Raw genomic sequence first — 12,708 nt, 5'->3', positions numbered from 1 at the left:
CCGAACCCGTTCCGCGGCCCCCACCGCGGACGACGCGGTCCGACCGGAGGACCGCGACCGCCCCACCGACCACGGAGACCCTGACATGGACGAGAACACCCGCTACCAGGTGCTGCGCAACGATGAGGACCAGTACTCGCTCTGGCCGGTAGACGTCGACGTACCCGCCGGCTGGCAGCCCGTGGGCAAGGAAGGCACGGAGACCGAGTGCTCCGCCTACGTGGACGAGGTCTGGACCGACATGCGCCCGCGCAGCCTGCGCGAGCGGATGGAGAACGCAGGGTCCTGACGCCGGCCGCACCACCCTGTCCCGCCCTCTTCTTCCGCTCCGTTTCCATGCTCTGTACGAGGAGTTCGCCGATGACGCCGACACTGCACAGCGAACGGCTGGAGTTCACGCCGTACCGGTCAGAGGACGAGGAAGCCTTCGTCACCCTCCTGCGCAACGAGGAGGTGCGCCGTTGGATGGGTCAGGACGAGGTGCCCGAGGACGACCTGCGCAAGGCGTTCCGCATGATCCTCACCGACATCTACCCCAAGGGCCTGTTCGACGTCTGGGGCCTGTGGCACGAGGGGAGGTACATCGGCCATGCGGAGGCCAAGAAGACCGGCAACGTCGACGGCCACGAACTCATCACCGCCCTGGCCCCCGAGTACTGGGGCAAGGGCTTCGGCACCGAGATCGTCCGCGCCCTGGTGCGGCACGCCGGCGACAACCTGGGCCTCAAGGAGGTCTACGGCATGGTGGGCGCCGAGAACGCCGCCAGCCTGGCGATGGCCGAACGCCTGGGCTTCAGCCATGTACGGGACGTGGTCGGCGACGACGGGGCGGTGACGAAGATGTTCGTGATCTCGACGGCCACCTGACGGCGCTCGGGCCGCACGCGTTCGCGGGCGTTCAGTGCGAGAGCGTGGCCAGGAGTTCCTCCCGGGCCGAGACACCGACCTTGCGGTAGAGCGCCTTGAAGTGGTCGTTGACCGTGTGCGGGGACACGCCGAGCCTGCGGGCGATCTGCTTCGCCGGGAGGCCCTCCAGGGCCTCGCGCAGTACGGCCACTTCGCGCGCCGTGATGCCGTACCAGGCGGCGACCGCGGGCAGCAGCGTGCGGGCGGTGGCGGGCTGGATGGTGATGGCCACGTCACCCGCGCCGGGATCCGTGCCCGTGTCGGCGAGGGGCTGGGCGTGCATCTCGATCCAGCCGTCGGGGGTCGGGATGCGGTTCACCACCGGGCCGCGGCGGCAGCGGGCCATGACCGTGATGTGCATGTACGTGATCCGCAGCAGGCTGTCCGGGCCTGTGAAGCCGGGCAGGCAGGCGCGCAGCCATGCGCGGCCTTCCGGGGTCGCGGCCCGGATCCGGTCCGTGCCGTCGATGACGACCACCGCGGGCGGCCGGGTGGAGCGCAGGGGGTGCGGCGTCCTGCGCGTGACGAAGTGCCTCAACGCTTGCGCCAGCGGCGCGACCGCGCACTGGGCGTGGACGGCCTCCGCTGCCGTGAAGCACGGCCGTCCGCGCTCACGGACCAGCGCCATCGTCCCCCACAGCAGACCTCCGCTGACGAGCGCGAGCCGCATCTCGCTGCCGAACCCCTGCGGTGCCATGACCTCGTGCAGCCGCACACTGTCCCGCTCCTCCCGCACGCCCGAGCCCAGCACGCCGATTTGGGAGGCCCCGCGCCACAGCTCCGCGAAGGGGTGGCGGTCGCGGTAGCGGAACTCACCGAGCAGGACCTCGCGCAACGAGCCGTAGCTGTAGGTGTGTTGACCGCTGAGGAAACAGCTCACGCGGGTGAGCGGGTCGAGGCCGGACAGCATGAAGCCGTCGTGCGGGACGAGGTGGCCCAGCTCCCGGGCAAGCTCACGCCCCAACTCGAGCACCGTGGTGGCCTCGCCCGCCACTCCTGAGAACTGACTGACGGCCCGTTCCACCCCGATCGTCATGAACCGGAGTATGGCAAGGGGCGGCTTCCGGGACGTACCGATTTACGGGGCCCTGCCGAGGACTCGACGCCGGGTGTCACTCGAACGAGTGAGGGGGTGGCTCCGGGGGACGGCCGATGGGTAAAGGGCAGAGGTTGGACAGTGTGACACGCAGTGCGAGATCGGGAGGCCGGGATGGGACGTCTGCGCACAGCCGGACCGAGGCGGATGTTTCGCCGTGCCGCGGCCACGGCTTCGGCGGCCGCGATGTTCCTGGGCCTGGCCCTGCTGGGCGGGAGCCCTGCCCAGGCGGCGACCTGGGGCCACTGGGTGAGCGTCTCCAAGGACAAGTGCCTGACCGTCTTCAGCAACGACGTCGTCAACCTCGCGCCGTGCGAGGCGGGCCGGTCGGACCAGCTGTGGTCGCCCGAGACCATCTCCGGCTACGACCGGCTCATCCGCAGCGCCGCGGGCGGCTGCCTGTGGGCCCGGCCGCTGGCCGGCGTCGTGGGCGCCTACCGGGGCGACTGCGACACGACCGACCCGGCGAAGGTGTTCGTGCTGTTCAGCGCCTCCGTGGCGGCTCGCGCACAGGGTGCGGGACGGATGACCGAGACCCAGGCCTGGGGAAACCAGGTCGTGGTCTTCTCCACCACCGTGAGCATCAACGATCCGCGTTCCCACTGGAGTTTCCGGCCCCAGAGCGCCTGACCGCGAAGGGGCTACGCCCGAGCGGATGTGGACTCGCCGGGGGCGCGGGATGTCCGTCGACGCCCTGGAAGCCGGCGAAGTCGGCGCGCGCTCTTGCCGGTTCGGCCGCCGCCCGTGGCCGTGGCTGCCTGCCTGGTCGGGTCAGCGAAGGTGGCCGGCTTCGACTTGGTGCAGGTGGATGAGGATGTCGTAGGACCGGTTGAGAGCGGTGCCCGGGTCGTCGGTCGACCAGTACAGGCCGTAGGAGCGGGTGGGACGAGCCGTGTCGAGCCAGGTTCGGGCCGCCGCGGGCGCGGTGCGCAGGTCGATGCTGAAGTCGCGGTAGCGGACCTTGTCGAGGGTGTTCTCGTTGTGGCCTTCCGGGGCGGGAGTGACGGTGTAGGTCTTGGGCTGCTGCGCGGTGTAGTCGGGCAGCGCGTTGATGGTGCCCTCGTTGAAGGTCAGGCCGATGCTGACGTAGTCGTCGCCGAGCCGGCGGTGCAGGAACGCGCCGGTGGGCTCGGGGAACTCGGCCGGGTTGTCGCTGGTGTAGGCGATGTGGCCGTTGTTCGAGGCAAGCAGGATCCTGCCGCCTCGGTGGCGCAGCCACCAGGTGGTGTTGGCGGCCATGGCCTGGTCGCGGTAGCGCATCCGCTCGGAGAACTGCTCGTCGGGGAAGGCGTAGCCGGTGAAGCTCTGGGCGATGGCGGTGGCGTTCTGCACCGCCCAGGCATACGCCTCTCGGCTGTGCTTGTCGGCGCCGTGCGGGCGGCCCTGGTCGCGCAGCAGCGCGAGGGCGGAGGCGGCCCCGTCGGCATCGGCCTTCCGCTCGGTCGCGCTCTTGGCAAAGAGCTGGTGGGCCATCCACGGACCGGCCTCTGTGTCGGCTTCCGGGCGCAGGGAGTCGTACGAAGCCGCGATGTCGCGGTTCAGGTCCGGTCGGTATTTGGTGAGGTACTCCGAGACCTGATCGAAGGCGGTCTTGCCCGGGAAGCCGAGGTCGTTGCCGACGAAGTGCAGCTGCGGCCGGTCGGGGTGGGCGACGTTGTAGCGGCGCATCCAGTGGATCAGGTCGAGGTACTCCTGGGTGTTCCAGAAGACGTACTGGCCCTGGAACTCGTCCCGCATGATCTGGGCGGGGTCGCCGACGCCGCGGGTGACATAGGCGTCCAGGCGCAGTCCGGTGCTCCAACTCGCCTCCAGGGCGAAGGTGGTGAAGCCCCTGGTGGCTACGAGGTGGCGGAAGACGCGCTGCTTGAGGGTGAAGAACTCGTGGCCGCTGTGGCTGGCCTCACCCAGGCCCACGACGCGGGCGCCGCCGACCATGCGACCGAGGGCGTCCAGGTCGCTGAGGGGGTGCGCGCTGCGGTTCAGGGCGCCCACCGGGCCCTCGGCCGGTGAGGTCTCCGCCGCGGCGGCGCCGGTGCCGAGGGTCCCTGCGGTGAGGGCGGCGGCGGTGGCCAGGCCGAGCAGGCGGCGTCGACTGACGGGGCGGGCGTGGCTCATGGCGGCATCTCCCTTGGCTGGTGGATTCGGCACGACTGTAGAGAGATTTGGGCGTACGCACAATACAAATGTCTAAGGCTTGCGCCTAAGGCGTTCGATCTAATCGTCGGATAGGGTTCCCGGCATGGGAAATCGCGAAGATCTGCTGGCGGGAGCCAGGCACTGCCTGGAGGAGAAAGGCTGGGCCCGCACCACGGTGCGCGACATCGCGACCGCCGCAGGTGGCGTCAGCATGGCCGCCATCGGCTACCACTTCGGCTCCCGTGAGGCGCTGTTGAACGCCGCTCTCATCGAGGCGATCGACGAATGGGGCACACGGACCGGCCGCACACTGGCCTCTTTCGGGGAAACCGGGAGCAGCACGGTCGGGCGCTACGAGGCGATGTGGACCGCGATCATCGAGTCCTTCCAGGACGACCGGACCCTATGGCTGGCGACGATCGAGGCCCTCCTGCAGGCCGAGCACTCCGAGGATCTGCGCCGCTACCTGGCCGGCGGTCAAGCCCAGGGCCGCCGGGGCCTGGCCGCCCTGCTGCTCGGCGCGCCCGAGGACGAGATCGACGACGCTGCCGCCCGCACCCTGGGCGCCGCGCAGATGGCCCTGTTCACGGGCCTGATGACGCAGTGGCTCACCGACCCCGAACAGGCTCCCGACGCGTCCGAGATTGTCACTGGACTGCAGGCTCTCACCGGCATCGTCAACTCGGACACATAGGAGAGACGCCCCGGGACAGCCGGGTTGGGCGATGTCCTCATCGCGGATCCCGCGGCTCTCGGCGCGGAGTTGGGCGACGGCGGCATCGATGTAGCGGGTCGTCCAGAGCACGATGGCGTTTGAGGACCAGGCCGAGCGCGCCGAGCTGGTCCTCCGTGCCGCCGCGGTACGCCTGGCGGATGGTGCCGCGCTTGCCGTGACGGACGTCGCGGGCTGCGGACCGACCACCGTGCCCGCCGCACTCATCCCGGCCGTGCCTCCCGGCGTACGCATCCTGCCGATGCGCGACGGGCCGCAGGAACAGCGTCGGCTGCTCCTGGCCCGCCTTCCGCACACCGCGACCGGCAATCAGCAACCGGCAGTTCGGCTACCGCGGCACGCCACCGTGCCGGTTCGCCGCCGCCCTCAGCCTCGCCACCGTCGCGGCCACGACCACCAGCGCGGCAAGCGCGGCGACGGCAGCCGACAGCGCGGGCATCGGCGACGGCACACCCTCGGGCCGCAGCACGTACAGAAGCGTCTGCGAATCGACCCTGCCCTCCACGAGGTGGCCGATGGTCAGCGCGCCCGCCACAAGCGTGCTCAGCACAGCCGGGGCAGGCGATTCGGCGACGCACAGGGCGATGCCCACGGCCGCGCAGACGGCGACCACGGCGAACGACGCCGCGAGACCGAGCGCCGGCGCGTCGGCCAAGGCCGTCGGGAAGTGGGCCGCCGCGCAGAGCAGGAGCAACACGCCTGCCACACGGCGCAGCCACACGAGCGGCGCGGTGTTGTGAGACCGGCCCGTGTCCGGGAAGAGCTTCGCGGGCGGCGCGCTGGGCGCGGGGGGAGACGTGGTGTCGGTCTTCTCCGTGAGAGGCACGCTCGCCGTACGCGAGGCTTCCTCCTCGGCGTGCTGGTCGTCCCCGAGCCGGCCGATCAGCTGCACCAGGTCCTCGACCGACCTGGTCGTGGCGGCGGCCTGCACCGCCTGGGCGCCGGAGTGCGGGTCGTGCGACGGGCGGTGCAGCAACAGGACGAGCCGGCTGACCTCGGGGATGGGGCGCTGCTCGGCGGCGCTCCGGATGGCGTCGTCCATGTGGTCCACGGCATGGTTCGGCGGTCCCAGCTCTTCCACCAGCCGGGTGACGTCGTCCACGGAGCGGGTCACCGCGGCCACCCGCAGCACGGACGCCGCCATGGTCAGTCCGTTGGGCGACTGCTCCAGCAAGGTGACCAGGTGCACGACCTCGTCCAGGGGCCGGGAGATGGCGGCGGCGTGTATCAGCTCCTCTATCGCGTCGCCGCCGTCCCAGTCGGCCGGCAGTGGTGATTCGCTCACGGCTTCCGGCTCTTCAGCGGGTCCGTGAGAGGGGGCGCCGAGATCGACCGTTCCCCAGTGCAGCAAGGTCGGATCCAGAAGTTCGCCCGTGCCGGAATGCGCGGGTCGGGAAGAGAAAGACTCAGGCGTCATGTCTACTTCTCCACTTCTTCTCCACTACAGGGGGCGATCCCACCGTGAGGGGGTGTTCCCACCCCGGCCTGTGAACGTCTGACCGTTCTAAGCTGCCGCCGCGCACCCCGCCACCGGAGAGCCGCCTGACGGGGTCACTCCCCTCGCGCCGCCCACGTGGATCCGGCCGGCGCGCCCAGGCACGCCGGCCGTTCGACCTGTACGCTCCGGCCCTCGCCGCCGGCCGAATTCAGCGATGGGCGTTGGGCCTGCGGTGCGGCGGCTGGTCCGGGGTGGGGCGGGGCTTCACGTCCGGGACCTCCCGGCTGCGCGACTCCTCCGGCGCGAGGGGGAGCGGCTCACCGTAGTGGCTGATCGTCAGCTCGGCTCCGGTCAGCAGGGTGTACGTGACCGCCGTCGCGTGCACCTCCACGCGCAGGCAGCGGCCGAGCGCCTGCACGTTGAACGCGATCCGGCTCAGGTTCTGCGGAAGCCGGGGCGTGAACTCCAGCGTGTCCCCGTTCTGACGCATCCCGCCGAAGCCCGCGACCAGCGCCGTCCACGTCCCGGCGAGGGAGGCGATGTGCAGTCCGTCGCGCGTGTTGTTCTCCAGGTCGTCCAGGTCCATCAGCGCCGCCTCCACCAAGTAGTCGTAGGCGAGGCCCAGATGACCGGTGCGGGCCGCGATGACGGCCTGGCAGCAGGCGGACAGCGAGGAGTCGCGGACGGTGAGCGGCTCGTAGTAGGCGAAGTTGCGCGCCAGGTGCTCCTCGTCGAAGAACCCGGCGCACGTGTACATGGCGAGCACCAGGTCGGCCTGCTTGATGACCTGTTTGCGGTAGAGGTCGAAGTACGGGAAGTGCAGCATCAGCGGGTACTGGTCGGGACGGGTGGCCGCGAAGTCCCAGTGCTGATAGCGGGTGAATCCGGCGTGCTGCTCGTGCACCCCGAGATCTTCGTTGTACGGGACGTGCACGGCCTCCGCGGCGTCCCGCCACGCCGCGCTCTCCTCGTCGTCGACCCCGAGGGCGGCGGCCTGCTCGGGGTGGCTCTCGACGAAGTCGGCCGCCGCGAGCAGATTGGAGCGGGCCATCAGGTTGGTGTACGTGTTGTCGTCGGCGATCGCGCTGTACTCGTCCGGTCCCGTCACCCCGTCGATGTGGAACGCGCCGTGCACGTCGTGGTGGCCCAGCGACCGCCACAACCTGGCCGTCTCCACCAGGAGTTCGACCGCGGTGTCGCGGGCGAACTGCCCGTCGCCGGTGGCCGAGACATAGCGCACCACGGCGTCCGCGATGTCGGCGTTGACGTGGAAGGCGGCCGTTCCGGCCGGCCAGTACGCGGAGCCCTCCGAGCCCTCGATGGTGCGCCAGGGGAACGCCGCTCCCCGCAGGCCCAGCTGCGTGGCCCGCTCGCGCGCGGCGGGCAGCGTCGAGTGGCGCCAGCGCAGCGCCTCGGCGACCGCGCCCGGCGAGGTGTACGTGAGCAGCGGCAGCACGAACGTCTCGGTGTCCCAGAAGGCGTGGCCGTCGTAGCCCGAACCGGTAAGCCCCTTCGCCGGGATCGCCCGCTGCTCCGCCCGCGCACCGGCCTGCAGCACGTGGAACAGCGCGAACCGGACCGCCTGCTGGATCTTCTCGTCGCCGTCGACCTCGACGTCCGCGTGCGCCCAGAAGGCGTCCAGGTAGGCCCGCTGCTCGTCCACGAGGGCGGGCCAGCCGACGTCGGTGGCCGCCGCGAGCGCCGCGTCCACCTGGTCGCTCACAGCGGGCAGGGACCGCGTGCTGGACCAGCCGTAGGCCACGAACTTCTCCAGGCGCAGCCGCTGGCCCGGTTCCAGTACGGACGTGACGGTGAGCCGGGCGACGTCGTCGCCGGACTCGCTGGTCGACCGGGTCCGGTCGGGCCCGTCGACGGTGTGGTCGGCGGCCGCGGCGACCCGAAGGCCGGTCTGCCGGGTGCCGTGCACGAGGCGCAGCCGCCCGCCGCTCGCGAAGTGCTCCTCCGCCGCGAGCGGGGATTCGAGGACGGCCGCGGCGCGGGGGTCCTTCGCGGACTTCGGCAGCTGCTCGTTCGCCACCAGCTCCGACTGGACCACGACCCGGACCTGGCTGTCGACGGCCTGGACCTCGTATGCGACGGCGGCCACCGACCGCTGGGTGAAGGACACGAGGCGGGTGGAGCGCACCCGCACGGTGCGGCCCGCCGGGGACGTCCACTCGCAGGTGCGCCGCAGCACGCCCTCGCGCAGGTCGAGCACCCGCTCGTGGGACACGAGCCGTCCGTGGCGCAGGTCGAAGGGCTCGTCGTCCACGAGCAGCCGGATGACCTTGCCGTTGGTCACGTTGATGACCGTCTGCCCGGACTCCGGGTAGCCGTACCCGGCCTCCGCGTAGGGGAGCGGGTGGGTCTCGTGGACGCCGTTGAGATACGAGCCGGGCAGGCCGTGCGGTTCGCCCTCGTCGAGGTTGCCGCGCCAGCCGACATGGCCGTTGGACAGGGCGAACACCGACTCGCTCTGCGGCAGCACGTCGAGGTTGAGGACGTTCTCGCGCAGGCACCAGGGCTCGACTCCGTAGGACGCGTGCGTGATCACGCCTCGCCTCCCAGTTCCGCGAGGTCCTCGACGACCCGGTCCGCGCCGTGGGCGCGCAGGGCGTCGGCCTGGCCGACGCGGTCCACGCCGACGACGTAGCCGAAGCGGCCCGAGCGGCCCGCGTCCATGCCGGCCAGGGCGTCCTCGAACACCGCCGCCTGGTCCGGCTCGACGCCGAGGTCGCCGGCCGCGGCGAGGAAGGTGTCGGGCCGTGGCTTGCCCGGCAGGTTCCGCTCGGTGGCGACGACGCCGTCGATCCGTACGTCGAAGAGGGGCTCCGCGTCGATGGCGCGCAGCACGTCGCGGCAGTTGGCGCTGGAGGACACCACCGCCGTGCGCAGGCCGTCGGCCCGTACCGCTTCGACGTAGCGCAGGGTGCCGTCGTACGCCTCGACGCCGCCGGTGCGGATCTTCTCAAGCAGGATGTCGTTCTTGCGGTTGCCCAGGCCGTGCACCGTCGGGGTGTCCGGAGGGTCGTCGGGCCGGCCTTCGGGCAGCTCGATTCCGCGCGACGCCAGGAAGGAGCGCACCCCGTCGGCGCGCGGCTTTCCGTCCACGTACTCGTCGTACTCGGCGACCGGATCGAAGGGCCGGAAGCCGTCGCCGTCCCGCTCGCGCAGGAACGCGTCGAAGGCCTCCTTCCAGGCGGCCGCGTGGACGACGGCAGTCTTGGTGATGACCCCGTCCAGGTCGAAGAGGCAGGCCCGGACGGTGTCCGGCAGACCGAGCCTTGTCAGATGAGGACCGAGCTTCGTCATGGAGGGACACCTTCCCGTCAGGAACGAAGACACGTCATGTCCCTGCTGCCGTTCGGCCGGGCGGGCGATTTTCCCGCGGCGGATGGGTGTGTTCCAGTTCACTCGCCGCGCGTCCGCGGGCCTGGGAACAAACGGGAGGGGTCGGCCGTTGAGAGGTACGTGGCTGCGGAGGGGACAGTGTCCCCGGGCCCACTCATAGCCCACAGGGACGATCGTTCGGCTGAAGCCCTGTGGAGCCCTTCGCCGTGAGGCGACCGCCCTCCGCACGCCACCGCCTACCGCCCCGGCTGGTCTCCCCCGTCCAGCCGGGGCTTTCCTGTGCCCACAGGGCTTCTCGCGTGGCCGGAGGCCCGGCGGGTGTCCGGCGCCGACCGTGCCGCGTCACCCGGCCAGGGCGCGCCGCAGCACCTCCGCCAGCTCGGTGATCTGCCGCTGGGAGACGTCCGCGGACACGATCGCGTGCGAGCCGTGGAACGTGCCGGGCCACTGGTGCAGCTCGACGGATACCCCCGCCCGCAGCAGGCGAAGCCCGTAGTCGATGTCCTCGTCGCGGTTCGGGCAGAGCTCCGCGGTGGCGATGTAGGCCGGCGGCAGGCCGGACAGGTCGGTGGCCCGCGCCGGGGCCGCGTACGGCGAGGCGGGCTCCGAGCCCAGATAGTGACCCCATGACGCGGTGATCTTGGCGCGGGTCATCCAGGGCGTGTCGGTGGAGTTCCGCGCCGACCACGACTCCTGCCGGTCGTCGAGCGACGGCTGGTTGAGCAGTTGGAAGCGGATCCGCGGCCCCTGCTCGTCCCGTGCCCGCAAGGCCACCGAGGCCGCGAGCGTGGCGCCGGCGCTGTGCCCGCCGACCGCGATCCGCTCCGCGTCGACACCGAGCTCGGCCGCGTGCTCGACCGCCCAGGTCAGGGCGGCGTACGCGTCGTCCGGCGCGGCCGGGAACGGGTGCTCGGGGGCCAGGCGGTAGCCCACCGAGATCACCACCGCGCCGGAGGCGTCCGCGAGCCGGGCGGCCATCGGGTGCTCGGTGTTCACGTCCCCCATGACCCAGCCGCCACCGTGCAGCCAGACGACGGCACCCTGAGCCCGCTGCGGACGATAGATCCGCACCGGCACGTCCGGATCGGCGGGCACCATGCGGTCCTCGACCTCCAGTCCGGGAATCTCCGGCACCGGGACCGCGGCGGCCAGCTCCGCGATCTGCTTGCGTTCGGCGACGGGGTCGCTCAGGTCGGTACGGGGGAACAGCGGGACGAATACTTCGAGTTCGGGATCCATGTCGGCCATCCTCACCGTGCGCACCCCGCACGGTCACCCGCCAACCGTCGGGCATACGCACCGGATCGCGCACCGGTCGGCGCTCTATGCTCCCGTCATGGAGGCACTGGCCGCACGGCTGTCACAACTGGACGCTCAGGCCGAGGGCGCGATCCGCGTCGTGATGTTCTACGACACGCTGATGCGCCGCCGGGTGGACCTCCCGGCGCTCGCCCGGGCCTCGGCGGGCCTCGCCGAGTGCGGGGTGGGGATGCGGCTGCACGGCACGGGCCGGGCGATCCGGGTGTCGCCCGACGGCAGGGAAGCCGCCGCTCCGCCGCCGCCCGCGTCCAGTTCGGCGCCGGTCACGCTCGACGACGAGGAGATCGGCACGGTGTGGCTGGAGCGCCCCGGCCCGCCGGGTGCGCTCGACGCCATGCTGCTCGACCGGTTTGCCATCGCCGCGGCGGCGGTCGTCGAGCGTTACGGTCCGGCCCGCACCACGATGGCCGACCCCGCGCTCGTCGAGCTGGTGATCAGCGCCGACAGCGACGAGGCGGCCAGAGCGCGGGCGCTGCGGCTCCTGGGCTTCACGGCAGACCTGCCGGTCCGCGTCGCCGCCGTACGGTCCGGCCTTCCGCTCGACCGGATCGCGGGCCTGCTCTGTCCGGACCGCCCGGTGAAGGCGGCACCGCTGCCCGACGTGGGCGTGGTCCTTGCCACCACCCTGGACCCGACCCGGCTCCCGGCAGGCGTACGCGCGGGCATCGGCGCCGCCGACACCCCCGACCGCTCCTGGTCCCAAGCCCGCACGGCCCTCCGCTTCACCACCCCACGCCACCCCGTCGTCCGCCACGCCGATCTGGGTGCCCTGGCCCTGCTCGCCGAGGTGCCGCAGGACGCCGCGCGGGACAACGCCGACGTGGCCGCGATCGCCCGCATCGCCGACAGCCCCGACGACCTGGAGACGCTGGACACCTACTGCGCCACAGGCTCCCTGCGCCGGGCCGCCGACTGCCTCCACCTGCACCACAGCAGCGTCGCCCGCCGCCTCGAACAGATCGGCAAGACCCTGGGCATCGAACTGACCGAGCCCACCGGGCTGGTGAGGGCCAGGCTCGCCCTCACCGCGTATCGGCTGCTCGCCGACTGAACTGGTCACGTCGGCTGTCGCCTCAGGTCGGCCGTCGGCTCACGTCGGCCGTCGGCCGAGGCGGCACCGCTACGGCCGTCCTGCCGCGTCACATCCCGGTGGACCCGTCGATGCATTCACGCAGGAGATCGGCGTGACCGTTGTGGCGTGCGTACTCAGCGATCATGTCCACCAGGATCCTTCGCAGGGAGATCGGCTCGCCGGTGCTCTTTCGGATCCCCGTTTCATCCAGCGACGCGGCAGCGGCCGTGATCTGTCTGGAGCGCTCGCACTCCGTCCGCCAGACGGCGAAGGCCTCGTCGATGTCACCGTCCAGGCTGTCGAAGTCCTGGTCGGGGTCGTCGTCGGAGTAATAGAGCATCGGAACGCTCTCGTCGGCGAACTGGATGCGGAACCACCAGCGTTCGGCGCCGGCCAGATGACGCACCATGCCATGCAGGGACAGGCCGGACGGCGGCACCGCCCGCGCGGACAACTGCTCCGGGAGCAGGCCGGCGCACTTGAGCTCGAAGGTCGCCCGGTGCCAGTCCAGGACCGCGACCAGGGTCTCTCTTTCGCCGCCGACGTAGGGCGGGGGCACGCGGGTGTCGTCGCTCCACCGGGGTGCGTAGTGCTTGGGGGCGGCTGAGTCGGTCATCGTCTGCCTTCCGGTTCTGTCTTCCGGGCCAGGGATGGGC

At 71.5% G+C, this 12,708-nt stretch carries 12 protein-coding genes and 2 pseudogenes; 6 read left to right on the top strand and 8 right to left on the bottom strand.

Annotation, left to right across the window (positions count from 1 at the left end):
- Positions 1-85 precede the first annotated feature (85 nt).
- Both IEY91_RS17395 and IEY91_RS17390 read left to right on the top strand, forming a co-directional pair.
- Positions 86-289, top strand: a complete 204-nt coding sequence (locus tag IEY91_RS17395; protein WP_164327711.1) for an MbtH family protein — start codon at positions 86-88, stop codon at positions 287-289.
- Between the two features lie 71 nt (positions 290-360).
- The gene (locus IEY91_RS17390; RefSeq protein WP_189174671.1) at positions 361-867 is read left to right on the top strand and encodes a GNAT family N-acetyltransferase; all 507 of its coding nucleotides are present in this window, start codon (positions 361-363) and stop codon (positions 865-867) included.
- Positions 868-898: 31 nt separating this feature from the next.
- Here IEY91_RS17390 and IEY91_RS17385 read toward each other — a convergent pair whose 3' ends face one another.
- Complete coding sequence (locus IEY91_RS17385) at positions 899-1,942, bottom strand: helix-turn-helix domain-containing protein (RefSeq protein WP_189174670.1); 1,044 nt, start codon at positions 1,940-1,942, stop codon at positions 899-901.
- 207 nt (positions 1,943-2,149) lie between these two features.
- Between IEY91_RS17385 and IEY91_RS17380 the strand changes: the two genes are divergently transcribed.
- Entirely contained in the window at positions 2,150-2,632 is a 483-nt protein-coding gene (locus IEY91_RS17380; RefSeq protein ID WP_189174669.1) for a DNA-directed RNA polymerase subunit beta family protein, read from the top strand.
- 141 nt (positions 2,633-2,773) lie between these two features.
- Here IEY91_RS17380 and IEY91_RS17375 read toward each other — a convergent pair whose 3' ends face one another.
- Entirely contained in the window at positions 2,774-4,117 is a 1,344-nt protein-coding gene (locus tag IEY91_RS17375) for an erythromycin esterase family protein (protein WP_189174668.1), read from the bottom strand.
- 124 nt (positions 4,118-4,241) lie between these two features.
- Here IEY91_RS17375 and IEY91_RS17370 point away from each other — a divergent pair, with 124 nt between their 5' ends.
- Positions 4,242-4,832 (top strand): TetR/AcrR family transcriptional regulator, encoded by a 591-nt coding sequence (locus IEY91_RS17370; RefSeq protein ID WP_189174667.1) that lies wholly within the window; start codon positions 4,242-4,244, stop codon positions 4,830-4,832.
- Between the two features lie 21 nt (positions 4,833-4,853).
- On the opposite strand, the pseudogene IEY91_RS41845 reads toward IEY91_RS17370, so the two are convergent.
- A pseudogene (locus tag IEY91_RS41845) lies at positions 4,854-5,046 on the bottom strand (Tn3 family transposase); the annotation flags it as partial.
- Here IEY91_RS41845 and IEY91_RS41840 point away from each other — a divergent pair.
- Positions 5,041-5,202 (top strand): annotated as a pseudogene (locus IEY91_RS41840) (LysR family transcriptional regulator); the annotation flags it as partial. The pseudogenes IEY91_RS41845 and IEY91_RS41840 overlap by 6 nt on opposite strands.
- Here the strand turns inward: IEY91_RS41840 and IEY91_RS17365 are convergent.
- The 4 genes from IEY91_RS17365 to IEY91_RS17350 form a co-directional block, all read right to left on the bottom strand.
- Positions 5,200-6,156, bottom strand: coding sequence for a hypothetical protein (locus IEY91_RS17365; RefSeq protein ID WP_189174666.1), 957 nt, complete (start codon positions 6,154-6,156; stop codon positions 5,200-5,202). The pseudogene IEY91_RS41840 and the gene IEY91_RS17365 sit on opposite strands and share 3 nt — an antisense overlap.
- Before the next feature lie 361 nt (positions 6,157-6,517).
- The gene (locus tag IEY91_RS17360; protein ID WP_189174665.1) at positions 6,518-8,863 is read right to left on the bottom strand and encodes a glycoside hydrolase family 65 protein; all 2,346 of its coding nucleotides are present in this window, start codon (positions 8,861-8,863) and stop codon (positions 6,518-6,520) included.
- A complete protein-coding gene (locus IEY91_RS17355; RefSeq protein ID WP_229697037.1) occupies positions 8,860-9,621 on the bottom strand; it encodes an HAD family hydrolase in 762 nt (253 codons plus the stop codon). The genes IEY91_RS17360 and IEY91_RS17355 overlap by 4 nt, the downstream gene beginning before the upstream one ends.
- A 381-nt stretch (positions 9,622-10,002) precedes the next feature.
- Entirely contained in the window at positions 10,003-10,899 is an 897-nt protein-coding gene (locus IEY91_RS17350; protein ID WP_189174664.1) for an alpha/beta hydrolase, read from the bottom strand.
- Positions 10,900-10,996: 97 nt separating this feature from the next.
- Between IEY91_RS17350 and IEY91_RS17345 the strand changes: the two genes are divergently transcribed.
- On the top strand, positions 10,997-12,031 hold the full coding sequence (locus IEY91_RS17345) for a helix-turn-helix domain-containing protein (protein WP_189174663.1): 1,035 nt from the start codon (positions 10,997-10,999) through the stop codon (positions 12,029-12,031).
- Between the two features lie 88 nt (positions 12,032-12,119).
- Here the strand turns inward: IEY91_RS17345 and IEY91_RS17340 are convergent, their stop codons facing one another.
- Positions 12,120-12,668, bottom strand: a complete 549-nt coding sequence (locus IEY91_RS17340) for a DinB family protein (RefSeq protein WP_189174662.1) — start codon at positions 12,666-12,668, stop codon at positions 12,120-12,122.
- Between the last annotated feature and the right edge of the window lie 40 nt (positions 12,669-12,708).

The sequence above is a fragment of the Streptomyces lasiicapitis genome (genome assembly GCF_014646335.1).
Taxonomy (GTDB): Bacteria; Actinomycetota; Actinomycetes; order Streptomycetales; family Streptomycetaceae; genus Streptomyces; species Streptomyces lasiicapitis.
Note: the sequence above shows the minus strand (reverse complement) of the source record. Positions and strands in the feature narration are given on the sequence as shown.